The 24,142-nt window shown below is 61.0% G+C and carries 19 protein-coding genes; 4 read left to right on the forward strand and 15 right to left on the reverse strand.

Features of this window, described 5'->3' with window-relative positions; genetic code table 11:
• Window positions 1–2: 2 nt before the first annotated feature.
• From QZ571_RS05965 to QZ571_RS05975, 3 genes are read right to left on the reverse strand one after another with little or no spacing between them, the layout of a single operon-like run.
• The gene (locus tag QZ571_RS05965) at window positions 3–1,124 is read right to left on the reverse strand and encodes a DegT/DnrJ/EryC1/StrS aminotransferase family protein (protein WP_295532800.1); all 1,122 of its coding nucleotides are present in this window, start codon (window positions 1,122–1,124) and stop codon (window positions 3–5) included.
• Window positions 1,121–2,140, reverse strand: a complete 1,020-nt coding sequence (locus QZ571_RS05970) for a Gfo/Idh/MocA family oxidoreductase (RefSeq protein ID WP_295532801.1) — start codon at window positions 2,138–2,140, stop codon at window positions 1,121–1,123. Before QZ571_RS05970 ends, QZ571_RS05965 begins: the two co-directional genes overlap by 4 nt.
• Complete coding sequence (locus QZ571_RS05975; protein WP_295532802.1) at window positions 2,137–2,724, reverse strand: acyltransferase; 588 nt, start codon at window positions 2,722–2,724, stop codon at window positions 2,137–2,139. The genes QZ571_RS05970 and QZ571_RS05975 overlap by 4 nt, the downstream gene beginning before the upstream one ends.
• A gap of 684 nt (window positions 2,725–3,408) precedes the next feature.
• Here QZ571_RS05975 and QZ571_RS05980 point away from each other — a divergent pair.
• Both QZ571_RS05980 and QZ571_RS05985 read left to right on the forward strand, forming a co-directional pair.
• Entirely contained in the window at window positions 3,409–5,688 is a 2,280-nt protein-coding gene (locus QZ571_RS05980) for a DUF4082 domain-containing protein (RefSeq protein WP_295532803.1), read from the forward strand.
• A 300-nt stretch (window positions 5,689–5,988) separates the two neighbouring features.
• Window positions 5,989–10,146, forward strand: coding sequence for a DUF4082 domain-containing protein (locus tag QZ571_RS05985; RefSeq protein ID WP_295532804.1), 4,158 nt, complete (start codon window positions 5,989–5,991; stop codon window positions 10,144–10,146).
• Window positions 10,147–10,194: 48 nt separating this feature from the next.
• On the opposite strand, the gene QZ571_RS05990 is transcribed toward QZ571_RS05985, so the two are convergent.
• The 10 genes from QZ571_RS05990 to QZ571_RS06035 all read right to left on the reverse strand — a co-directional run bounded on the left by QZ571_RS05990 (window position 10,195) and on the right by QZ571_RS06035 (window position 20,904).
• A complete protein-coding gene (locus QZ571_RS05990) occupies window positions 10,195–10,875 on the reverse strand; it encodes a Crp/Fnr family transcriptional regulator (protein WP_295532805.1) in 681 nt (226 codons plus the stop codon).
• Between the two features lie 204 nt (window positions 10,876–11,079).
• Complete coding sequence (locus QZ571_RS05995) at window positions 11,080–11,856, reverse strand: enoyl-CoA hydratase-related protein (protein WP_295532806.1); 777 nt, start codon at window positions 11,854–11,856, stop codon at window positions 11,080–11,082.
• Complete coding sequence (locus QZ571_RS06000) at window positions 11,843–13,495, reverse strand: AMP-binding protein (RefSeq protein ID WP_295532807.1); 1,653 nt, start codon at window positions 13,493–13,495, stop codon at window positions 11,843–11,845. Before QZ571_RS06000 ends, QZ571_RS05995 begins: the two co-directional genes overlap by 14 nt.
• A 76-nt stretch (window positions 13,496–13,571) precedes the next feature.
• On the reverse strand, window positions 13,572–13,940 hold the full coding sequence (locus QZ571_RS06005; protein WP_295532808.1) for a DUF1850 domain-containing protein: 369 nt from the start codon (window positions 13,938–13,940) through the stop codon (window positions 13,572–13,574).
• Window positions 13,937–16,021: a TRAP transporter permease gene (locus tag QZ571_RS06010; protein ID WP_295532809.1), complete on the reverse strand. Its 2,085-nt coding sequence runs from the start codon at window positions 16,019–16,021 to the stop codon at window positions 13,937–13,939. The genes QZ571_RS06005 and QZ571_RS06010 overlap by 4 nt, the downstream gene beginning before the upstream one ends.
• 69 nt (window positions 16,022–16,090) lie before the next feature.
• Window positions 16,091–17,041: a TAXI family TRAP transporter solute-binding subunit gene (locus QZ571_RS06015; RefSeq protein WP_295532810.1), complete on the reverse strand. Its 951-nt coding sequence runs from the start codon at window positions 17,039–17,041 to the stop codon at window positions 16,091–16,093.
• 182 nt (window positions 17,042–17,223) lie between these two features.
• Entirely contained in the window at window positions 17,224–18,375 is a 1,152-nt protein-coding gene (locus QZ571_RS06020) for an ABC transporter permease (RefSeq protein ID WP_295532811.1), read from the reverse strand.
• Window positions 18,372–19,310, reverse strand: coding sequence for an ABC transporter ATP-binding protein (locus tag QZ571_RS06025; RefSeq protein ID WP_295532812.1), 939 nt, complete (start codon window positions 19,308–19,310; stop codon window positions 18,372–18,374). Before QZ571_RS06025 ends, QZ571_RS06020 begins: the two co-directional genes overlap by 4 nt.
• Window positions 19,307–20,257, reverse strand: a complete 951-nt coding sequence (locus tag QZ571_RS06030; RefSeq protein ID WP_295532813.1) for an HlyD family efflux transporter periplasmic adaptor subunit — start codon at window positions 20,255–20,257, stop codon at window positions 19,307–19,309. The genes QZ571_RS06025 and QZ571_RS06030 overlap by 4 nt, the downstream gene beginning before the upstream one ends.
• The gene (locus QZ571_RS06035; RefSeq protein ID WP_295532814.1) at window positions 20,254–20,904 is read right to left on the reverse strand and encodes a TetR/AcrR family transcriptional regulator; all 651 of its coding nucleotides are present in this window, start codon (window positions 20,902–20,904) and stop codon (window positions 20,254–20,256) included. The genes QZ571_RS06030 and QZ571_RS06035 overlap by 4 nt, the downstream gene beginning before the upstream one ends.
• 137 nt (window positions 20,905–21,041) lie before the next feature.
• Between QZ571_RS06035 and QZ571_RS06040 the strand changes: the two genes are divergently transcribed.
• Window positions 21,042–22,286, forward strand: a complete 1,245-nt coding sequence (locus QZ571_RS06040) for an Hsp70 family protein (protein ID WP_295532815.1) — start codon at window positions 21,042–21,044, stop codon at window positions 22,284–22,286.
• A gap of 51 nt (window positions 22,287–22,337) precedes the next feature.
• Window positions 22,338–23,036 carry a DUF2161 domain-containing phosphodiesterase gene (locus QZ571_RS06045; RefSeq protein WP_295532816.1) on the forward strand — a complete coding sequence of 233 codons (699 nt, stop codon included), beginning with the start codon at window positions 22,338–22,340 and terminating at the stop codon, window positions 23,034–23,036.
• On the opposite strand, the gene QZ571_RS06050 is transcribed toward QZ571_RS06045, so the two are convergent.
• Both QZ571_RS06050 and QZ571_RS06055 read right to left on the reverse strand, forming a co-directional pair.
• Window positions 23,002–23,634 (reverse strand): DUF3047 domain-containing protein, encoded by a 633-nt coding sequence (locus tag QZ571_RS06050; protein WP_295532817.1) that lies wholly within the window; start codon window positions 23,632–23,634, stop codon window positions 23,002–23,004. The two genes, QZ571_RS06045 and QZ571_RS06050, sit on opposite strands and share 35 nt — an antisense overlap.
• Window positions 23,635–23,704: 70 nt before the next feature.
• Window positions 23,705–24,136, reverse strand: coding sequence for an Lrp/AsnC family transcriptional regulator (locus QZ571_RS06055; RefSeq protein WP_295532818.1), 432 nt, complete (start codon window positions 24,134–24,136; stop codon window positions 23,705–23,707).
• Window positions 24,137–24,142 lie beyond the last annotated feature (6 nt).

Raw genomic sequence — 24,142 nt, forward strand, 5'->3', positions numbered from 1 at the left:
GACTATCCTTGCATTTCCATTGGCGCCATCGCGCCGGCAAATCGGTTCACCGACTCCACGATATGATCGACATGCTTGTCCGTGAGATCGGGATGGATCGGCAGCGAGACGGTGGTGTCGGCATAGGCCTCGGCCACCGGGAAATCGCCGCGCGAATAGCCCATGCGGGCATAGGCGGGTTGCAGATGCACCGGCAACGGGTAGTGCACACTGGTGGGCACGCTGGCGGTTTCCAGATTGGCTTGGAACTCGGCGCGATTGGCGACACGAATGGCATAGACATGACCGACATGATCCTCGCCAAACGGCCCCTTGGCGCGTGAAATGTCAGGCGCGAGCCCCTCGTGATACATATTGGCGATCCGGCGCCGCGCAGCATTCCACGCATCCAGATGGCGCAGCTTTACGTCAAGGATCGCGCCCTGCACCGCATCCATGCGGAAATTGTAGCCCTCGACCACATGGTTGCCTTTGCCTTTTTGGCCCCAGTCGCGCAGGCAGCGCACCTTCTCATCTAACTCTGCCGAGCTGGTGACAATCGCGCCACCCTCACCACATGCGCCAAGGTTCTTGCCGGGATAAAAGCTGAAACAGCCGATATCGCCGAATGTACCCGCACGCTGCGTGCCCCGCTGCGCGCCATGCGCCTGCGCGGCGTCTTCGATCACCAGCAAGCCATGACGGCGCGCAATCGCGACGATGGCCTCCATATCGGCCAACCGACCGTGCAAATGCACCGGCAAGATCGCGCGGGTGCGTGGCGAAATCGCGGCTTTGATCCCGCTTGGGTCCATGTTCCAGGTCTCGGGATCGATATCGACCAGCACCGGGGTTGCACCCGTATAAAGAATGGCCGCGATCGTGGCGACGAAGGTGGAGGGCGTGGTGATGACCTCATCGCCCGGCCCGATCCCGGCAGCCAACAACGCCAGATGCAGCGCCGAGGTGCCACTGCTGACACCAATCGCAGACCCCGCGCCACAATAGAGCGCGAAGTTCTCTTCAAAGGACTCGACCGGCTCGCCCAGCACATAATTCCCGCTGCGCAAGACCTGCAGCACGGCCTCTTCGAGCTCGGGGGCGATGGCGCGATACTGGGCGCGAAGGTTCAGGAACGGGATCATGACGCCTCTCTTTTCTGGCCAAGTTCGACGGGAAAGCCCCGACGCGTTGTGGAAAGGGTTGCCGCCGCGAGCAGTTCGACCACCCGCAGCCCGCCGACCCCATCGGTCAGAGGCGTGGCTTTGGTGTCGATGCAGCGTGCGAATTCCTGAACTTCGGTGACCAGCGCCTCCTTCGAGGACAGCGCGGGCGCACGCATGTCACCCAAGCGATACGAGACCAGCGGCTCATAGCGATCAACCCCGGGGGCAGCGCCGCGGTCATAGACCTTGACCTTCTCGCTGGTCTGCATGTCGTCATAGATCACCATACGCTGGCTGCCACCGATCACGGTCTGGCGGATCTTGACCGGAGCCAGCCAGTTCACGTTGAGATAGGCCATCACCCCGTCGTCATAATAGATCGACAGATGCGCCATATTGGCCGGGCTGCCCGCGATGCAGGTCGCCGCACTGGCCGAAACCGCAATCGGGCTGGCCCCGAGAAGGTGGTCGAGGATAGCAATGTCATGCACCGCGAGATCCCAGATCACATCGACATCGCGCTGGAAAATCCCAAGGTTCACCCGCGTGGAGTCGTAATAATACATCTTGCCGAGTTCGCCCGATGACATCAGCTCTGAAATCTTCTGCACCGCTCCGGTATAGATGAAGGTGTGATCGACCATCAGGATCACGCCTTTATGGGCGGCCGCTTCGACCAGTTTTGCCGCGCGCAAGGGCGTGTCGGCCATCGGCTTTTCGACCAGCACATGCTTGCCCGCCTGAATGGCCGCCATTGCCAGATCGTAATGGCTGGCGACGGGCGTGGCGATCATCACCGCATCGACTTTGGGATCCGCGATCATCTCATAGATATCGGTGCTCAGGCGGGCCGCCGGGTGGCGCTGTGCTGCGCGCCCCAAGGCCTTGCTGTCACGATCCGCGATCATCTCGACGCGCGCACAGCCCGATTCCGAGACCGCACGGGCGAGGTTGGGGCCCCAATAGCCGTATCCTGCGACTCCTACGTTGATCATGTCCGGTCCTCCGGTTGCTGTGACGAATGTGTCTTTGAAGGGGATTGGCCGCTGCCTTGCGCAGATGGCACATCCCCGATGATGCGCGCGGGCACGCCCGCCACGACGGTGCGCGCGGGCACGTTGCGCGTGACCACGGCCCCCGCGCCGATCAAAGCTCCCGGGCCAATCGAGATGCCGCAAAGAATGGTCGCATTGGACCCGATGGACGCGCCGCGCCCGATCACAGTCTCAAGGCATTCCCAATCCTGCGCACCTTTCAGCGAGCCGTCGGGATTGGTGCTGGCGGGATACATATCATTGGTGAACATCACGCCGTGGCCGACGAAGACCTCATCTTCAAGGATGACGCCGCTACAGATGAAACTGTGCGAAGACACCTTGCAGCGCGCTCCGATCCGGGTGCCTGACTGGATCTCTACGAACGGGCCAATCTGGGTGTGACTGCCAATGCTACAGCCATAGATGTTCACAAGATCAGGGTGCGTGATCTTTACGTCTTTGCCGAGAGAACAATTCACGATTGGCACATCACTGATCCGTTGCTGGGCCGCAGGGTCTGACGAGAGAGCCACTGGCAGCATTTATCCCTAGGACAAAGCTGACAAATCACGCGCCGATAAAGAACCGCGCTATTGGGCGTAGCGCGTTGCGGATCGGGGGAAATGGGCTGTGCTGTGCCACCGCCAAACGCCGCGCAGGCACCGCTGATTTGCGTCATGGCGCGCCAAAAGGCACAGGCGCATCTGCAAGCGCGCGCCCTTTTGACACCCGCGCTTCCGCCAAATGCGCCCCAGCATGACCATTCGGAGGAGCCCGCAAATCTTGCCCAGGCAGCCCAAGCAAGCGCGCCTTCGCAAGCACGAAAACGAGTCGCGTTTCGCTCTGTCAGGCAACCAGATATCGCCGTCGACAAGCGGATGATCGCCAAATAGCGGCATATTTTGCGGATTTAGCCCTGTCGCAAGGCCTTAATCGGCAACAATCCGCGCATCAGATTCGCAAGACCTCTCTCGGGCCAAGTTGCTGAGGACGGGGTGAAAATTTCGACGCGTTTGGGGCCGAAGACTCGGATCGGCATAAAATGCACCCATCCTTTGTAAGTTGCCGCTTATGCGCCCAGCCCTGTCTGACGTTTAAGGATTCCCAATGCTATCAATCCCTCGCAATATGCAATTGATCGAAGCAAAAGATCTTTCGGCCGATGCCACTACTTCAAAAGAAGTAGCCCCACAGAACGCAAGGCCGAAAGCCCATTGGAGGCGAACATGACTGTTTACTATGTCGACACGAACGGCAACGACAACGCGAACGGCAGCTCAGGCTCTCCGTTTCGCACCATCAACCAGGCGCTCAATGCCAATCTCAACCCTGGAGATGAGATTGTTGTGCGCCCTGGAACCTATAACGAAGCGCTCAATATCGACCAAGGTGGCTCGGCGGCAGGCGACGTCACCATTCGCGCAGAAACCCCCGGCACAGCCCTGATCCGTCCCCCCTCAGGGTCGTGGAACGCGATCAGCGTGAATGCGAACTATGTGAAGATCGAGGGCTTTGACATCGCCAACGCCAATGGCGACGGGATCGAGGCCAACAGCGTCCATCACATCACCATTGCCGACAATATCGTGCACAACAACGCCGAGTCGGGCATCCAGTTCAACTACTCGGAATTCATCACCGTCGTCGGCAACGAGACCTATGGCAACGCCTCGTCGGGTTGGTTTTCGGGTATCTCGATCTATCAAAACCGCAATGTCAGCGGCGATACGACGACGCCCGGATATCGCACGATCATCAAAGACAACATCACCCATGACAACGTAACGCAAAGCGGTGCGCATACCGATGGCAACGGCATCATCATCGATGATTTCCAAAGCACCCAAACCTCCGGTTATCCGAATTACACCTACCCCACGCTGGTCGAGAACAACGTCTCTTACGGCAATGGCGGCAAGGGTATTCAGGTCACCTGGAGCGACTATGTGACGGTGAGCAACAACACCGCCTATCACAACAATGTCGATCTGCAGAATGACGGCACCTGGCGTGGCGAAATCTCGAATGCGCAGTCGAGCAACAACACCTTCGTCAACAACATCGCCGTGGCCGATCCCAGCATCAATGGCAATAACACCGCGATCGATAACAACTCGTATGGTGGCTATTCCAACGACAATGTCGTCTGGCAAGACAACGTGCTGTATAATGGCACGGACGGAAAGCTCTCGGTCTCGACGGATGGCGGCAATGCCGCCCCAAGCGCGGCTGATGGCAACCTAATCGGCGTCGATCCGCAATTCGTCGATCCCGAGAATGGCGATTTCAGCCTTGCCTCGGGCTCGGCCGCGATTGATCTTGGCGCCTCTGTAGGGGGCTCTGACTCGGTTGTTTCGCCCCCCAGCACCCCAGACCCTGTCGTCACCCCCGACCCCGTCGTGACACCCGACCCGGTACCAGCGCCTGGTACACCCGCAGTCGAAAACACGGCCCCCGTGGCGCATGACGATATCAACTTTGAGACCACGCCAACCACGCCCTTGGTCTTGAAAGAGGCGCAACTGCTGTCCAATGACACGGATGCGGATGGCGATGTTCTGGTGTTGACCAATATCGTCGGCACCACGAAGGGCAGCGCGGTGATGAACGATCAGCACGAGATCACCTTCACGCCCGACAGCACGGCCAGTGGCACGGCAAGCGTGACCTATCGTGTGTCTGATCAGCAAGGCGGCACGGATACCGCAACGGCCTTTATCGACATCACCGCAGCTTCGGCACCCACGACGCCCGATACCACCTCCCCTGCCGCCGATGACGCGCTTTACAGCGTCTGGTCGGCGTCGGACACACCTGCTGTCACCGCAGAGAACGACCATAACTCGGTCGAGCTGGGGATGCGCTTTGAGGTCACTGCCGATGGCGAGATCGATGCCGTGCGCGTCTATCGCGGCGAGGGCAACACCTCGACGATGCCCGCCACGCTATGGGACGCCGATGGCAACAAGATCGCCACGGCAACCCTGTCGGATACCGGAACAGCGGGCTGGCAACAGGTCGCCTTTGACACCCCGGTGCAGGTCTCGGCGGGCGATAGCTATGTGATCTCGTATCACGCCCCGCAAGGCCAATACGCGGTGAGCCAGAACTACTTCGACGATACCATGTCGACGGGTCCGATCTCGACCGAGGCCAATGCGGGCGTCTATAGCTACGGCTCACAATCCGCACTGCCGACCCAAAGCTACCACGCCAGCAACTACTGGGTGGATGTGGTCTTTGACGCCGGCAACGGAGTGGACGCCAACGCCGATGAGTTTGTGTTCACGCCGGACACGCAAAGCGCTGTGGCTTCCAACCTGTCCGCCGCACCTTTGGACGTGGCAGCACCCGCAACGGATGTCGCGGCTGCGACCCATGATGCTTCATCCGTCGACCCGGCCACGATTGACCCCGCCGCAGCAGATAGCCTGCCTGCGCTTGAGACCTCTCATGTCTTTGGGCACCATTCTGGCTGGTCGTTCTGGGGCGACATGGCAAGCTGATCGACGCCACGCCCAAGGCGTAGCACGCAATCCCGACGCGTCCGGCTTTTGCCGGGCGCGTTTTTCGTTCTGGCCCCCCTCGCCTTTTGACGCCCTGAGCCGGCTCCCAACCCGCCCTTTGATCCGCGCAATCGTCAATCCGAAGATCGGCGCGCGCGCCCACCCCCATTTGCATAATGCAACGATCAATCGGTGAGGAAGAATCAGCCGTTCGGTGAGTATTCCCACGACGCGATCGCGCGCAGACTGTGGCTCGATAGGGCTGATTTCCGGCCAGACGCAGAAAAAGGGCGACACGTCATGGCAGACAACCCGATTGTTATCGAAAATCAGAAACCCGGCACCGCGCGCGCGATCTGGGATGCGCCTGCAAGCAACCAGATCGAAGGGTTCGCGACCGATATCAGCGTCGATACGGGCGATGAAATCTCGTTCAAGATCAACGTGAACGCCGCTGACGGGGTCGATGTGCCCTATCACATCGAGATTTATCGCCTGGGCTATTATGGCGGCGATGGCGCGACGCTGGTCACCACGATCAACGGCCTTGTCGGCAACGCACAACCCGACCCGATCACCGATGATCGCGGGCTGGTCGATGCCGGAAACTGGAGCGAATCGGCCTCGTGGCTGACGCCAGAGACCGCCGTGTCGGGCGTCTATCTGGCCAAGCTGGTGCGCGACGATACCGGAGACACCAACCAGATTCCGTTCATCCTGCGTGAGGATGATCTGCGTGCAGATGGCAGCCGCAGCGATATCGTGCTGCAGACCTCGGACACGACATGGCAGGCCTATAACGGTTGGGGCGGCAACAATGGCGAGGTCGCGGGCAATTTCTATGGCGGCTATGCGGACGCACCCCCGCCGCCCGAAGATGCTGGCCCGTTCGGTGCCGATCGCGCCTTTGCGCTCTCTTATAATCGCCCGATCATCACACGTGACGGTGGCGGCTATGCATCGGGTCCGCAGGACTATCTGTTTGGCGCCGATTACGCGGCGATCTACTGGCTTGAAGAGAATGGCTATGATGTCAGCTATATCTCGGGGGTCGACACGGATCGGCTTGGCCCGGGCGCGTTGCTGGGGCATGAGGCCTATATCTCGGTCGGGCACGACGAATACTGGTCGGGCGATCAGCGCGACAATGTCGAGGCAGCACGCGATGCGGGGGTGAACCTGCTCTTCTGGGGCGGCAATGACGTTTACTGGAAAACCCGCTACGAGCCCAGCATCGACGGCACGGACACCGATTACCGCACGCTGATCACCTATAAGGAAACCTGGGCGAATTATTCGCTTGCGGCGGGCCCGGATGACTACGCCAATATCGACCCCTCCAACGAGTGGACGGGAACTTGGCGCGATCTGCGCTTTGTTGATGCGGTGGATGCGCAGGGCAATCCGACGGCCGAGGGCGCGATCCCTGAAAACGCGCTGACGGGCCAGTTGTTCATCGGTGATGGCGGCGTGTCTGATGTGGGCCTTGATGTGCCGCAGGAATTGTCCGGGCTTCGGCTGTGGCGCGATACCTCGGTTGCGGGGGTAGGCGCGCAAGACCTTTCGCCTGCGATTATCGGCTATGAATGGAACACCGTGCCCGCAGATGAATATCGCCCCGCCGGGCTGATCTTGCTGTCGAGCACCGAGGTGGCGTGGGATGAAATCCTTGTCGATCAGGGCAGCCGGACGGCTCCGGGCACTGGCACGCACAGCCTGTCGCTGTATCGCGCGCCAAGCGGGGCGCTGGTCTTTGGCGCAGGCACCGTATTCTGGACCTGGGGTCTGAGCGACGAGCATGACTCCTCGCCCTATGGCGGCAATATCGAAAACGCAGCGCTGCAACAATTCACCGTCAACCTGTTTGCCGATATGGGCATCCAGCCCGGTGTGTCCGATCTGGTGCTCGCCTCGCAAGGTTTGGTGCGCGCAACGGCCTCGACCGACACGGTGGCGGCCACCGCCACGCTTGACGATTTGCCCAATGAGGTCGTTGCCCTCTCGCCCTACCTCATCACCGGCACGGCGACCGATGACGACGGCAATCCGCTGACCGATGACGGGCAAGTCGCGATGGTCGAAGTCTCGTTTGACAACGGCGTGACGTGGCGACCCGCCTCGGGGTTCAGCACGTGGAGCTATGAATGGACGCCCCAGCAAGAGGGCAGTTTCCAGATCGTGGCGCGCGCGATTGATGACAGCTTGAACATCCCCTCATCGGTCGGGTTGGCCTCGGATGTGGTCACGGTGACCCCGGCCCCCTTGCCCGAGACGTTCTCGTTGTTTGAGGGCGCGCCGATCACCCCGCAGGCGCAGAACGATGGCGCATCACTGGAACTTGGCATGCGCTTTGCGCCAAGCCAAAGCGGGATCATCACCGAGCTGCATTATTTCCGCGCCCTCAGCGATTCCGATGATACCGACCTGCGCGATGGCCATTTGTGGGACGCGAATGGCAACCTGCTGGCGACCGTAAGCTTCACCTCGGTGCCCGGCCAAAGCGGTTGGCAAACGGCCGCGCTGTCGGCCCCCGTCACCGTGATCGCGGGCACGACCTATACCGCCTCCTATCACACCGAAAATTTCTATGTCGGAACGGCGGGGTTCTTTACCAGCGATTTCAGCGATCCCTATGATCTGTTGACCGCGCCCTCTGGCTCGAACGGTGTCTATGCCTATAGCGTCACGCCCGTTGTGCCCGAAGGGTCGTATGAGGCGACGAATTACTGGGTCGATGTGACCTATCAGGTCGGTGTTCCGGGCAATGCGGCCCCGGTATTTACCTCTGATAGCGGGTTCAACATGATCGAGAACCAGATCCTTGCTGCGATCTTGGGCGCAGACGATCCCGATGATGATCCGCTGACGTTCTCGATAGCGGGCGGAGCCGATGCGGCCCTGTTCTCGATTGGCTCAAGCAACGGCGCGCTGTCTTTCCTGACAGCCCCCGATTTTGAGGCCCCGGGCGATGTGGGCGGGGACAATGTCTATGACCTGCTGGTCAGCGTCACCGATGGCATCACGGACCCGGTCATCCAGGCCATCCAGATTGCGGTGGGCGATCAAGTCAACGAATCGCCATCATCCAATCTGTATTCCCTGTTCAACGAGGGGGTGGTGTCGGCCACTACGATCAACGATTCCTCAACGGTCGAGTTGGGAATGCGGTTCACCCCGACCCAGACTGGCACGATCACCGAATTGCGCTATTTCCGCTCGGTTGGGGATTCCAACGATACCGACCTGCGCGATGGGCATTTGTGGGACGCGAATGGCAATCTGTTGGCCAGCGTGCAATTTGACTCCGCCCCCGGAGACAGCGGCTGGCAAACAGTGGCCCTGTCCTCTCCCATCCTTGTGAGCGCGGGGCAGACCTATACCGCCTCGTATCGCACAGCGGATAACTATGTCGCATCGCAGGGCTATTTCACCACCGATGTGACCGATGCGTCTGGCAATCTGACCGCGCCCGGGGTGGTCAATGGCGTTTATTCCTATGGCAGCGCGCTCAGCGTGCCAACGGCAAGCTATAACTCAAGCAATTATTGGGTGGATGTCGGGTTTGATCTGAACGTTCCGGCCAATGAGGCGCCTGTCATCACCTCGCAAGCGGCCTTTGATGCGGCGGAAAACCAGACCAGTGCCGGGGTAATCACCGCGACAGATCTTGATGGCAATACGCTGAGCTTTGCGATTGCGGGGGGAGCGGATGCGGCGCGCTTTGGTATCGACGCGCAAAGCGGTGCGCTCAGCTTCCTGTCCAAGCCCAATTTCGAACTTCCCTCCGATGCCGGGGCCGACAATATCTATGATGTGACCGTCAGCGTGTCTGACGGGATCGCGCCTGCCGTGACGCAAGCGGTGCAGGTCACGGTGACCGATGTCGAACCCGAAACCGCCCCGACATTTGCAACCCTCTTTGAGGCAAGCGACGCCCCCGCCGCGACGATCACAAGCGAGGCAACCGATTACGAGCTGGGGGTGAAATTCACCGCCAATTCAGCGGGCGAAGTGACCGAGCTGCGCTATTTCCGAGGTGCAGCAGATGCGGGCGACACCGATCTGCGCACGCTCAATCTTTGGGATAACAACGGGGTCAATCTGGGCTCTGTCACGGTGCAATCCGATCCGGGTGACTCGGGCTGGCAGGTCGGCGCGCTGGCGACGCCCATCGCCTTGACGCCGGGGGCCAGCTATGTGGCGTCTTACGGCACGACGCAGAACTATGTCGCGACCAACAACTATTTCGACACGGGCCATGACGGGACCGATGGGCTTCTCAGCGCTCCGGGCGGAAGCAACGGGGTGTTTGCAGCCAATACCACCGGGATCTTCCCGACCCAAAGCTGGGCGTCGTCGAATTACTGGGTGGACGTCGGGTTCACACCGGATTTGCCCGAGGATGAGTTCATCTTTGCCCTCGATCCGGCCCCGGCTTCGGGTGACTTGCTGTTCTAAACAACACAGGCCCGCAGTCCGATACGTGACTGCGGCCTGTAGCCATGGCTAGAACACCGTCTTGGCCCTGAGATAGCCCGGATCGAACCCGGCCAGCTTGCTGAGCTGGTCGTAGTCGTCGATGAACACCTCGCCCTTGCGAAAGGTCAAAAGCCCGTCTTCACGCAGCTCGCGCAGGACGCGATTGATGTGGATCGCGCTAAGACCCAGCGCATCGGCCATGTGATATTGCGTCAGCGGGCAGGCGTAATTGTCTTTGCGCCCCTGCCCGGCCTCCTCCAGCCGCGCGCCCAGTTCCAAGAAGAAATGCGCAGTGCGTTCGGGCGCACCACGCCGCCCGATACTGACCAGATGCTCGACCGTAATCGCTTGATCGCGTGCAATTCCCGCTAGGATGGCCGACATCAAACGTGGCACTTTTGTGCCCGCGCCCAGCAACTCGCCAATCTGGAACTCGGTGACCTCGACATCCGTAAGCGGCTCGATGAACAGATCCGACATTGGTGACAGCAACCCGCGCAGGCCCAGAAAATCCCCCGCCACGCGAAAATCCACGATCTGGCGCGACCCGTCATGCAGCAAAATATACGAAAACGCCCAGCCCCGCGTCAGGATAAACGCCGCGCTATTGGCCTGCCCTTGCTGGGACAGCCCCTGATCCGTGCTCAGCGTCAACTTGCGTTGCGCCACCCCCGCCAGCGTTTCTATTTCGGCTGCGGTCAGAGCCATAAACTTGCTCAGTTTTTGCGTCAGAGCATTGGAATGCATTTGGTCCATTTGAGCGGGCTCACCGAAATACTCTGTTGCGAGAACAATCCCTTAATCTGACACAGAGCGGACAACATAAGCCAGTTAATCATTTGGCCAGCTTTGCCCAAAATATAGGCAAAGCTGAATCCGCCACCCGCCCCGACTGCAACAAGGCGGGGTTGGCTAGGTTCCAGACCAGTTTGGCGGACGCTTTTCAAAGAACGCAGCAATCCCCTCGGCCACGTCCTGGCTGCGCGACAACGCCTGCAAAGAGCGGTCATTGGACTGCCAAAGAGAGGCCTCTTCACTGCGAAACATCTGATCTGAAAGCGCAAGACTTTCGGTGATGCTTTGCGGCGCGTTTTGCGCGATCTCGCGTGCCAATCCCAGTGCGGTTTCAACCAAGTCCTGCGCGGCCACCACTTGGTTGATCAGCCCCCAGCGCAGCATTTCTGAGGCCGGATAGGTCTTGCCCGTCAGCAGCAACTCATTGGCCAGCACGCGCGGGATGCGCTGCGCGAGCCGGATCGCCCCGCCCCCGCCTGCAATCAGCCCCAGCTTCACCTCGGGCAGACCAAACACCGCCTCTTGCGTGGCCACAACCAGATCGCAGGCCAGCATGATCTCAAACCCGCCCGCAAGGGCCGCGCCATGCACAGCGGCGATCACCGGCTTGCGCCGTTCACGCGCCACGAACCCGGCAAAGCGATGCGGGCCATTCAGGATCGCATCGGCCTCACCCTTGGTGAAACTTTTCAGATCCATCCCGGCGCAAAATACCGGCCCTGCGCCGCTAAGGACCGTGACGCGCACGTCCGGGTCCGCCTCGATACGGTCGAACGTGGCGCGCAGGGCGGTGACCATCTCGGGGTTGATCGCATTGCGCTGCTCGGGGCGGTTGAGCACGACCGAGGCCACCCCGTCCGACACCTCGACACGCACCAAATCACTGCTGTTCATTGTCTGCCTCCTCCTGCGCCAAAGCGCGCAATTGCGCGCGGATAATCTTGCCCGTCGTGGTGGCGGGCATCACCTCGATGAACCGAACCACGCGCGGAAATTCATAGGCGGCAAGCTTGTCTTTCACATGCAGCGCAATTTCATCTGCCAGCTCCGGGCTTGGCGTAAAACCTTGGGAAAGCTGGATATAGGCGGCCACGATTGACCCGCGCACCGGGTCGGGCTTACCCACGACCCCAGCCAGATGCACCGCGGGATGCGTTAGCAGACAATCCTCAATCTCGGCGGGGCCGATGCGATAGCCTGACGAGCCGATCACATCGTCATCGCGCCCGATAAAGGCGATCCGCCCCGAGGGCGTCACCCGCCCCTTATCCCCCGTCAGCAGCCATTTCTGATCGCCCACGCTCAGGAATTTCGCCGCCGTGGCCTCGGGGTTGTTCCAATAGCGCAGGAACATCACCGGATCAGGGGCAAGCACGGCGATAGCACCCTCAGCCCCCGGCTCGGCCTGCGTGCCGGTTTCCTCGTCCAGAATAGCCAACGTGTGACCGGGCACCGCAAAGCCCATCACGCCCGGCTCGGCGGGCTCAAGCGCGGCGCAAGACGACACGATCATGTTGCATTCGGTCTGGCCGTAGAACTCGTTGATCGTGCAGCCAAACACCCGCTGCCCCCAAGCGATCAGCTCTTTGCCTAAGGTCTCGCCGCCGCTGGCAACCGAGCGCAGATCAAGGCGCTGCGTCTCGGCTTCGGGCCAAAGCCGCATCATCTTAAGCGCGGTGGGCGGCAAAAACGCATTGCGGATTTTCTGGGCACGCATCAGATCAAACGCCGCCTGCGCACTGAATTTGCGAAACCGGCAGGCGACCACCGTCACCCCGTGATGCAGCGCGGGCATCATCACATCCAGCAAGCCGCCGATCCACGCCCAGTCGGCGGGCGTCCAGATGCGATCGCCCGGTTGGGGAAAGAAATCATGGCTCATCTCGACACCGGGCAGATGCCCCAGCAACACCCGATGCGCATGCAGCGCGCCTTTGGGATTGCCCGTCGTGCCCGAGGTGTAAATCAGGATCGCCGGGTCTTCGGCCAGAGTTGGGGTAAACGCGAACTCAGCGCTTTGCGCAGCACAGATGGTTGCGAAATCAAGCACTGGCGCAGGCGCGGGATCGACGCAAATGACATGGCGCAGATCGGGCAGTTGGTCGCGGATCTGGGCGATCTTGGCGACCCCATCGGCATTGGTGATCACCACGCTGGCCCCGGAATCGCGCAGCCGATGCAGCAGCGCATCGGGGCCAAACAGCGTGAACAGCGGCAGCGCGATACGTGCGGATTTGGTGATCGCGATATGGGCCTGTGCGGTCTCGATGGATTGCGGCAGCAAGACGCCGATCCGGTCGCCCTTGGCGCTGATCTCGCCCAGCGCATTGGCCAAACGGTTCGAACTTTGGCGCAAGGCCTCGAAACTGCACTGCCGGGTGGAGCCATCTTCGGCTACGTCGATGATCGCAATCGCTTCGGGGCGCTGCGCCGCATGGCGGTCGCAGATATCCACGCCGATATTATAGTGCTGTGGGATATCCCAAGCGAACTGATCGCGCGTCTGCGCATAAGTTGGCTGTTGTCCTAACATCGGCCCTCCCCTCCGAATAATTGAACTTACGTTCAATTAAACGCTAGCGCCTGACGGAAGACCATTCAAGGCTTTGTCATCGCGAGTTACAGGGCGCGATGCGAATAGGCGCTTCGCGCTGTGCCCCGATCACCGTGCAGCCCACCGAACACAGCGTCCAACCCGACACCGTCGCCCCCGAGGCCGCCAGTTCGAGATTGGGCACCTCGGGGCCGGTCGTGCTCCAGACCCACCAGCCGTCTTCGAAATGTCCGCCCGGCCCCGGCTCCATCCCCGCACCCGAGCCCTTGACCGCCGCCCCGACCAGCCGCAGCGTTTGGTGATCGGTGAGCTGCCAATGCTCGCGCCAGCCCTCATGTTCGACCGAATGGGTCCATTCGAGACTGAACTGGCCCGAGGGCGCCAGCGCGATCATCATGGCACCGACCATCAGGCACGCGCTCATGCGGTGGCCGCGCCTTTGCGCATCCACAACACGGCGGCAAAGCCCGCAACCAGCGCAAAGCCGATCTCATCGGTGAGCGGCAGCGCGGCGATCAGCGTAAAGGCCGCGACCATCGCAAGGCCGCGCTCCCATAATGCCAGCGGACGGCCCAACCAGCCGATCACTGCCACACCCCAAAGCGCAATCGCGATCACCGCCTTGAGAATAACGTAGGCGACCGCAGGCCAATAGCCGATTGCCACCGCCAAAGGCCCGCCATCTTGCAGCATCAAAGCGGGCGTGTAGACCGCCATGAAAGGCACCACGAATCCAGCAGCAGCAACCTTGATCGCCTCAAAACTGATCTTGAGCCCACTTTCCTTGGCGATGGGCGCGGCGGCAAAACAGGCCAGCGCCACGGGCGGTGTCAGATCGGCGAGAATGCCGAAATAGAACACGAACATATGGCTCACGATCAGCGGCACGCCCAGCGCCAGCAGCGCAGGCCCGGCAATCGACGAGGTGATGATGTAATTCGGGATCGTCGGAATCCCCATGCCCAGCACGATACAGGTGATCATCGTCAAGATCAGCGACAGGAACAACGAGGATTTGCCAACCCCCACGATGAACTGTCCGAATGTCGTAGCCGCCCCGGTCAGCGTCATCACCCCGATGATCGTACCCACCAGCGCGCAGGCGATCCCCACCGGCAGCGCGGTTTTCGCGCCTTCGGCCAGACTGTCGCGGCACAGCGCCAGCGTCGCATGACCGCCCTTGATGAAGGCGTTGATCGCGATCAGCACCGCCACGGCAGCCAGCACCGCCCAGATGCCGACCTCAAAAAACGCACCCGCCACCAGCGCGATGATGATCCAGAAAATCACCCGCAACACCTGATTGGGCAGCCCCAGCGCGACCGAACCGCCCAAGATCAAAAGCCCGGTCAGCGACAGTCCTACGGTGCCGGCAAATAGCGGCGTGTAGCCCGAAAACAGCAGGTAAACGAGCACGCCCAGCGGCAGCAGCAGATACCAGCCCTCGCGCAGCGCCTTACGCGGGCTGGGCAATTCAGATTTCGCCAAGCCGCGCAGATTGCGCTTGCCCGCCTCAAGATGCACCATCCAGAATGCGCCCAAGAAATACAGGATCGCGGGGATCAGCGCGGCCTTGACGACCTCGACATAATCGACACCCAAGGTCTCGGCCATGATGAAGGCCACAGCCCCCATCACCGGCGGCATGATCTGCCCGCCCATCGAGGCCGTGGCCTCGACCCCGCCCGCAAAAGCCGAGCGATAGCCAAAGCTTTTCATCAGCGGAATCGTGAATTGCCCGGTGGTCACGACATTGGCCACGCCCGAGCCCGAGATTGTGCCCATCAGCCCCGAAGACAGCACCGAGACCTTGGCCGCCCCGCCCATCTTGTCGCCCACCAGCCCCAGCGAAACATCGGTGAAAAGTTTGATCATCCCGGCCTTTTCAAGGAACGAGCCGAACAGGATAAACAGGAAAATATAGGTCGCCGAGACATAGGTCGGGATACCGTAAATCCCCTCGGTGCCATAGCTCATCTGCTCGATCACCTGTTCAAACGCATAGCCGCGATGGTTGAACGGTGAGGGGAGATATTGGCCAAACATCGCATAGGCCAGAAACGAGCCCGAGATGATCGGCAGCGCAGGCCCCATCAGCAGCCACGCTGCGGTAAAGACGGTGACCAACAGGATCACCCCGAACACCAGATCGACGCTGGTGGGGTCGCCTGCGCGCATCAAAAGCGGCGTATATTCCACCCATTGATAGGCCGCTACAGCGACACCACAGGCGGCCAGAACATAGGCGATCGACTTGCCCAACGGCCCGTAGCCCTTGGCGATCGACAGCAGCGGAAAGCCCAGCGCCAGCAGAAATCCAACATGCACCGCGCGCGCGATCTGGCTGGAGGGCGTCACGATATGCGCGGCAAAGGCGATCTGCCAGACCGAGAAGGCCACGGCCAGCCAGAACAGCGCCCGCCCCTCGAAACTGGCGGGAAACCCTCCGGCCAGCGGATCGTGCTGCACCAATTCGGCTTCTGCGGTTTGTGTCGTCACGCCCATGCATCCCTCCCTCATGGATCAGGGGCGACCCGTCTGCGCGCGCCGCCCCTGCTTGTGTTAGCTCTGACCTTACTTGATCAGGCCTTTTTCTTTGTAATATTTCTCGGCACCCGGATGCAGCGGGATCGGCAGCCCTTGGATTGCTGCCTCAAGCGAAATACCGCCCGCAGCCGCATGCGCCGCCTTGAGCGTATCGAGGTTTTCAAACAACAGCTTGGTCATCTGATAGGCCTCTTCGTCGGACACATCCGACTGCGTGACAAGAATATTGGTGATCGCCACGGTGGGCACATCCGCGTCCTGACCCGGATAGGTACCCGCCGGAATGACGCCCGGCTTGTAGGGCGCGCCCAGCTTGTCAGCAATGTCGGCCGGGATCGCCACAAAGGTTACGTCCTGCGTCGTCGACAGATCCTTGAGCGCGGCATTGCCCAGACCCGAGGATTGGAAGGTCGCATCCAACTGGCGGTTCTTCATCAACTCGACCGATTCCGAGAAGGGCAGATATTCCACCTTGCCCAGATCGTCATAGCTCATCCCGGCTGCGTCAAAAATCTTGCGCGCGTTCAGCTCGGTGCCCGACTTCGCGGCCCCGACCGAGATGCTTTTGCCCTTCAGATCGGTGATCGTGGTGGCATTCGCGTCCTTCAAAGCGGCGATCTGGATGAAGTTGGGATAGATCGCTGCGATGGCGCGCAGCTTGCTCAGCGGTGCCTTGAAGCCCGCATCGGCATTGCCTTCCCAGGCGTCTTTAACCGAGTCACCCAGCGCAAAGGCCAGCTCACCCCGTCCCTGTTGCAGCAGGTTCAGGTTCTCAACCGAGGCCTTGGTCGATTGCACCTGAACGCGGGTATCGGCCATGTTCTGGCCGTAGATTTCCGACAGCGCCACGCCCAGCGGGTAATACACCCCCGAGGTGCCCCCGGTCAGAATGTTAATGAATGTCTCGGCCTTGGCGACCGGAGCCGACAGCGCGATAATCCCGGCGACCAGCGCGCCGAGCTTGATGTTGTGAAACATCATCTCCTCCCGTTTTATCATTGCCCGCATTGACTTGCAGGACTGCGCCTAGCCTTAACATATTCGCGCGCAGATCAAATCAATTCACACAGTTGCGACAAGAAAACGCGTTTGCAGCGATATGATTGCCTAAGCGCTGTGCAGGCATGGCTTTTGGCCCATTGCTGCACATTTCGCGCGGCTCAATCCAGCGTCTGGTGATAGCGGCGCAGCGCGACAAACACGATCACCGCCATGATCACGGCGATCCCAAGCATGTTGCCTGAGATATCGCCAACCCCTGCGCCTTTAAGCATGACCTTGCGCACGAGGCGCAGAAAATGGGTCGTGGGGATCGCGCTTCCGATCGCCTGCGCCCATGAGGGCATCGCGGCGAAGGGAAACATGAACCCCGACAGCAAGATCGAGGGCAGCAAGGTAAAGAACGACAGTTGCATCGCCTGCATCTGGCTGCGCGCCACCGTCGAGATCAAAAATCCCAGTGCCAGATTGGTCACGATGAACAGGTTGAACCCCAGAAAGAACGCCAGCGCAGAGCCGGTGAACGGCACATTGAACAGCGCCCGCGCGGCCAGCAGAAACACCCCCGTCTGCACATAGCCCACCAGCACATAGGGCGCGATCTTGCCCAGCATCACCTCAAACGGGCGCACGGGGGTGGCGATCAACGTCTCCATCGTGCCGCGCTCGGTTTCGCGCACGATGGCGACGGCGGTGATCATCACCATCGTCATCGAGAGAATGACACCCAAAAGCCCCGGCACGATATTGATCGAGGTTGAGCCTTCGGGATTATAGGCGCGATGCACAACCACCGAAAACGGCGATTTGCCTTGCGCGGCAAAGGCCAGCGGCCCGCTCAGCGTTTGTGCCATCGCGGTGTCCACGATGCCAGAAATCGCGCTGGCAGCCCCACCCACAGCGGTTGGATCGGAGGCATCGGCCGATAGCAGAATTTGCGGTGCTAACCCACGCATCACGTCGCGCTCAAAATCGGGCGGAATCACCACGACGAAATTCGCGCTGCCATCGCGCAGCGCCGCCTCGCCCTGCGCAGGGCTGGTCACCACGCCTTCGAAATCGAAATAGCTTGAGGTCTTCATGCCCATCAGCACCGCGCGGCTCACCGGGCCCTCATCGGCCATCTCAACCAGCGTCGGCAAATGGCGCGGATCGGAATTGATCGCGTAGCCAAAGATCATCAGCTGCATGATCGGCACCCCGATCATCATCACAAAGGTGATCCGGTCGCGCCGCATCTGGATGAATTCCTTGGACAGCACCGCAAGAAACCGTCGCCAGGAGAAGCGAAAGAAGGGGAATCTTGCGCTCATTTCAGATCCCCGCGAAAGTTGTCCGCAGCTCCGGTCATCAAATAGATAAAAGCTTCTTCCAGCTCTGCGGGCTTCTGCTCCCAGTTATGGGTGCCCTTGGCACGGTAGCGATCCGCCAGCGCGCTAAGCGCCGCCTCATCGGTGCCCGATACATGCAACACCGCGCCGAACCGTGCGACCTGCACCACGGCAGGTTCGGATTTCAACGCCACCTCAAGGGACGTTATATCGGGCCCGGTGACGCGGTAAGTATGCAGCCCGATCATTTTCGGGATGTCCTGCGCCACGCCCGAAATCAGCTTTTTGCCATAGGCGATGTAGGCGATGAAATCGCATTGCACCGCCTCGTCCATGTAATGGGTCGAGACCAGCACCGTCACGCCTTGCGCCGAGAGTTTGCGGATCTCATCCCAGAAATCGCGCCGCGCCTTGGGATCGACGCCCGCAGTCGGCTCATCCAGCAACAACAACGCGGGGCCGTGGATCATGCAGGCGGCCAGCGCGAGGCGCTGCTTCCACCCACCCGACAAGTTGCCCGCAAGTTGCGCGGCGCGATCGGCCAGCCCCAGATCCTCAAGCGCCGCCTGAACCCGTTTCTTGCGCCCCTTCACGCCAAACATCTGCGCGATGAAATCAAGGTTTTCGCGGATCGTCAGATCCTCATATAGCGAGAATTTCTGCGTCATATAGCCGACATTGGCCTTGATCCGGTCCTGCTCGCGCAGGATGTCAAAGCCCAGACAGGTGCCCGTGCCCTCATCGGGCGTGAGCAACCCGCACATCATGCGAATGGTGGTCGTCTTGCCCGAGCCGTTGGGCCCCAAGAAACCGTAAATCGCGCCTTTGGGGACATCCATATCAAAGTGATCGACCACTGTGCGCCCCGAAAACCGCTTGGTCAGGCCAGACACGGAAATGGCGGGCGCGTCACTCATGGTTTTGCGCTCAACGTGAGGGGTTGGCCGGGCAGCAGCCCTTGGGCGTTGTTCACCCGCGCCTCAACGCGAAACACGAGGCGCGCACGCTCCTCGCGGCTATAGATGATCGGCGGGGTGTATTGTGGGCTTGAGGCCATGCGCGTGACCTTGGCTGTGATGCCGCTGGCACATCCGGTGCAGCTGACGTTGAATACCTCGCCCAGCTTGATCTGCGCGCGATCCGGTTCGGGCACGAAAAACAGCGCCTTGAGCGCATTGGGCGGCAAGATCGCCACCACTGGCGCGCCTGCGCCTGCCACCTCGCCCAGATCGTAATAGACCTTGTCCACCAAACCGCCCACTGGCGCGTCAACCGTGCGATCACTCAGCGCCGATTGCGCCCCCGCCTCTTGCGCAAGTGCGGCGGTGTGGCTGGCCTCGGCGGCGACACGTTGGGCATTGCGCGCAGGCAACTCGGCCACCTTGAGCTGTGCTTCAAGCTGGGCGACATGCGCCGTGGCGCTGTCATAGCTGGCCTGATCGACATCGACCTTGGCCTGCGAGACCGCCCCGCTTGCGCGCAGCTGTTGGGTGCGCGCAAGGGTCGAGGCGGCCAGCGTCTGATCGGCGCGCGCTTGATCCAGCGTGGCGCGGATCACGTCAATCTCGGGCAACCGACTGCCCGTCGAGAGGTTTTCCAGATTGGCCTGCGCCACCGCCGCATTCGCCTTGGCCGCGTTGAGCGCTGCCACTTGTTGGGAATTCTCAAGGCGAAACAGCAGATCCCCTTTGTGCACCTGCATGCCCTCAACCGCGTCAAGCTGCGCAATCCGGCCAGCGGCAGCGGGCGCGGCATAGACGTAATCACCCTCGGCATACCCGTTGTAGCTTGGCACTCCATCGCCGCCAAAGCCCGGAAAAATCGCCGCCGCAAAGGTCGCAATCCAATCGACAAAAGCGCTCATGGCGTTTCTCCCACAGGGGGGTCGAGCCCCGCAAAAATCAGGGTCAGATGGTTTTCAACCAACCGATCCATCTGCAACCCGCCCTCGGGGCGAATGGCGAAAACCTCGGACAGCAAGAGATGCGCAATCATCGGGCCAATCACGCTGCGCGCGGTCAGCTCCGGGTCGATTGCGCGGATATGCCCGCCCGCCACGCCCTGCGCCAAAAGCGCGATCATCGCAGGCAGCGCACGTTCCAGAACCGATTTGCGATAAAGCGCTGCGATATTGGGCGCGACGGGCGCTTCTTGCAGGATGATCATCACCACGGCGCGGGTTTTGGGCACCGCAAGCGCCTGCGCCATCGCGCGCAGGAATTGCGCCAGCACGGGGCGCGGATCGCCGCGAAAATCGGCCATCGTCTCGAAAGCCGCCTCTGCGACCGGCTCAACCGTGCGCCGCACCAATCCTTCAAGGATCGCCTCTTTCGAGGCGAAATACAGATAGACCGTGCCCTTGGAGAACCCCGCCCGCTTGGCCACCTGATCGACGGTGGTGCGCGCATAGCCCTTTTCGGTGAACAGGCTCAGTGCAGCATCCAACACCTCATCCGGGCGCGCCTCGGCACGTCTGCGGAACTTTGGTTCTTTGGGGGTATTTTGCGTCATGTCAAAATAAATAACTGACCGGTCAGTTATCAGCAAGAGGCTTTCGATATCCGCGTCCAATCCGCTTCTTCCCTTGCAGCATTGCGCAAAATTGAGTAGCCGCGCAGGTTCCGCTTTTCCTGATGAGGCCGCCGCAGATGACCGCCCCAACCCTTGCAATCGACTTTGGGACCTCCAATTCCGCCGCCGCGATTCTTGAGAATGGCACCGTGCGCCACCTGCCGATCGAGGCAGAGGCACTGACCTTGCCCACGGCCGTGTTTTTCCCCGCAGACGAGGCCGAGATGCTGATCGGCACGGCCGCGGCACAGGCGCTGATGGCGGGCGATGAGGGGCGCTATATGCGCGCACTCAAAAGCGTTCTGGGCCTGCCGTTGCTGCATGAAACGCGTCTGATCGGGGGCAAGCGGCGCACGCTGTCCTCGATCATCACAGCCTTTCTGGGCCAGATCAAAGCGCGCGCCGAGGCGCAGACCGGACAGCCCTTCACCCACGCGCTGTCAGGCCGCCCCGTGCATTTCCACTCCAACGATCCCGAGCGCGACGCGCGTGCCGAGACCGACCTGCGCGCCTGTTATCTGGCAGCTGGGTTCGAAACGGTCGACTTCCTGTTCGAACCCGAGGCCGCAGCCCTTACCTATCAAAGTCGCGGTGCGGCGGGCGAGATCGGGTTGATTGTCGATATCGGCGGCGGCACCTCGGATTTCACCGTCTTTCGCAGCCACGGCCCGCGCATCGAAGTGCTGGCAAGCCACGGCATTCGCCTTGGCGGCACCGATTTTGATCAGGCCGTGTCGATGGCGCATGTGATGGCGCATCTCGGGCATGGCGGCACGCTAAAACGCAGCTTTGGCACCGGGCTGCTTCCCGTTCCAAACGCGATCTATGTTGACCTTTCCACCTGGGCCAAAATCCCGTTCCTTTACACACGCGACACCGAACGCGCGGTCGAGGATATGGTCAAACACGCCAGCGATCCGCGCAAAATGCGCCGTCTGGAAAAGGTGATTGAGGATCATTTGGGCCACACGCTGGCGTTCGCGGTCGAGCGCGGCAAGATCGAGGCCAATGGCGCGACCGCAAGCGAGATCGCGATGGGCTTTATCGAACCCCGATTGAACGCACCAATCACGCCGGACTCTCTGAACGCGGCGCTGCAGGGGTTTCGCCCCGATCTGCGCGCGGCGATGGCCGAAACGCTCTCGCTCGCGGGAGTTGACGCACGCCAGATTGACGCGGTGATCCTTGTGGGTGGCTCCAGCCTGATGGGGATGATTTCGCAAGAGGCGCAGGCGCTGTTCCCACTCGCCACACAGGACCGCGCCGATGCCTTTACCGCCGTGGTCGATGGGCTGGCACGCGCGACCGCCCTGCGCGGATAGATCAGCGCGCGTCTTTACGCTATGGCTAGGGCGCAGCCAGCCGGAGGAGACATGCGCGAGGCCGATCTATACCCGCCGATCAAGACCTATCTTGAAGCTCAAGGCTATGAGGTGAAAGCGGAAATCGGTGCCTGCGATGTGATGGCGCGGCGTGGCGATGAACCGTCCCTCGTGGTCGAGTTGAAGACGACATTCTCGCTGGCGCTGATCTTTCAGGGGATTGAACGCCAGACCCATAGCGACCTCGTGTATCTTGCCGTTCCGGTGTCGTCCGAACGTGGCTGGAAGCTGCGCTACAAGGATATTGCGCGGCTGTGTCGACGGCTGGGGCTGGGGCTGCTGGCGGTGGATGTGAGCCGCGCCAAGGTCGAGGCGCATCTTGATCCCGGCGATCATACGCCGCGCAAAAACCGCAAGGCCGCCACGCGGTTGCTGCGCGAGTTTGAGCGCCGGGTGGGCGATCCGAATGTCGCGGGCACAACACGCACAAAACGCATGACCGCCTATCGCCAAGACGCGCTGCGCTGCGCGGCTTACTTGGGCACGCATGGCATATCGAAACCCGCGACGATTGCCCGCGCCACCGGAGTCACGCGGGCTGCAACCCTGATGCGCGCCGATCATTACGGATGGTTCGAGCACCCCGAGCGCGGGCTTTACGCGCTGTCTCCGACTGGTCAGGCGGCGGTGCTTGAGCATGCCGCAGAATTGGACATCATTGCAGCCGCAACCCCGCCAGAGACGCCTTAAGCGTGCTGTCCGTGTCATCGCTATCAGCCGAAACAGCCAGACCAACGAGCGTCGTTTTCGCCCCGCCAAATGCCTTGGTATAATCCGTCGCCAGATCGACGTTTTCGCGATGATCGCCCGTGCCCGCCTTGCGCATGATCAGCGTCTTGCCGCGCGCGCCCAAATATGGCGAGGACAACACCGAGCCGCGCGCATGCTCGCCACCCCAGACATACATCAGCACCCGCGCCTCCTTGACGCTCAGCAACTTGCGGATCGAGGCGTTGCGGTTTTGTGCGGCCACGTTTTCGGGCATGAACACGAAATAGAGCGACAGATCGCGGTCATCCCCACCCTTTTGCGTCAGATCGGTCGCGGGCACGCTTTGCGCCACCGACCAGCGCCATGACGCCTTGCGCACATTCCCCTGCGCAGGCGATAGCGCCGTCCAGATCAGCGACACCGCCCCATCAGAAACCACCGATACGCCATCCGCCGATTGCTGCCAGTCATTGCCGGAAAACAGCGAAAAGCGCTGTTCCTTCCAATTCCCGAAAGGCTGCGCCAGTGCCAGCCCCGGCACCAGGATTGCCAGCGTGAGGGCCAGAATACGTTTCATCGCGATCTCCTTGAGTGTCGGAAAAGGTTACGTCATCACGCGACATCGCAATCACTTTCATACGGCGCGTCTAGCCGACAACCGGTGCCAGAAGCAGACAGCTTTCGCTATTCTGCACCCCGGGAATTTCGCGGATCTCGCGCAGCGCACGGTCAAAACTGGCCAAGGAATCCGTGCGGATTTCGGCCACCAAATCCCAGTTGCCATTGGTGGCATAAACGGTCGAAACATCAGCGATACGATGCAGCGCGCGGATCACGGTGCGCGACATGCGCCCTTGCAACTGCACCAACGTAATCGCGCGCACCTGCCCCTCAACATCGATATCGGTCTCAATGGTGAAGCGCCGGATCCGTCCGCTCTCCATCAGTGATTGCAACCGCACCCGCGCAGTGGTGCGCGAGATCCCGGCCTTATGCGCCAGTTCGGTCACCGAGACCCGCGAATCTTGACGCAAGGCGGCGATGATTGCGCGGTCGATGGTGCTAGGCAGGTCGCTCACTGATCA

Source organism: uncultured Thioclava sp., assembly GCF_913064665.1.
Lineage (GTDB): Bacteria > Pseudomonadota > Alphaproteobacteria > Rhodobacterales > Rhodobacteraceae > Thioclava > Thioclava arctica.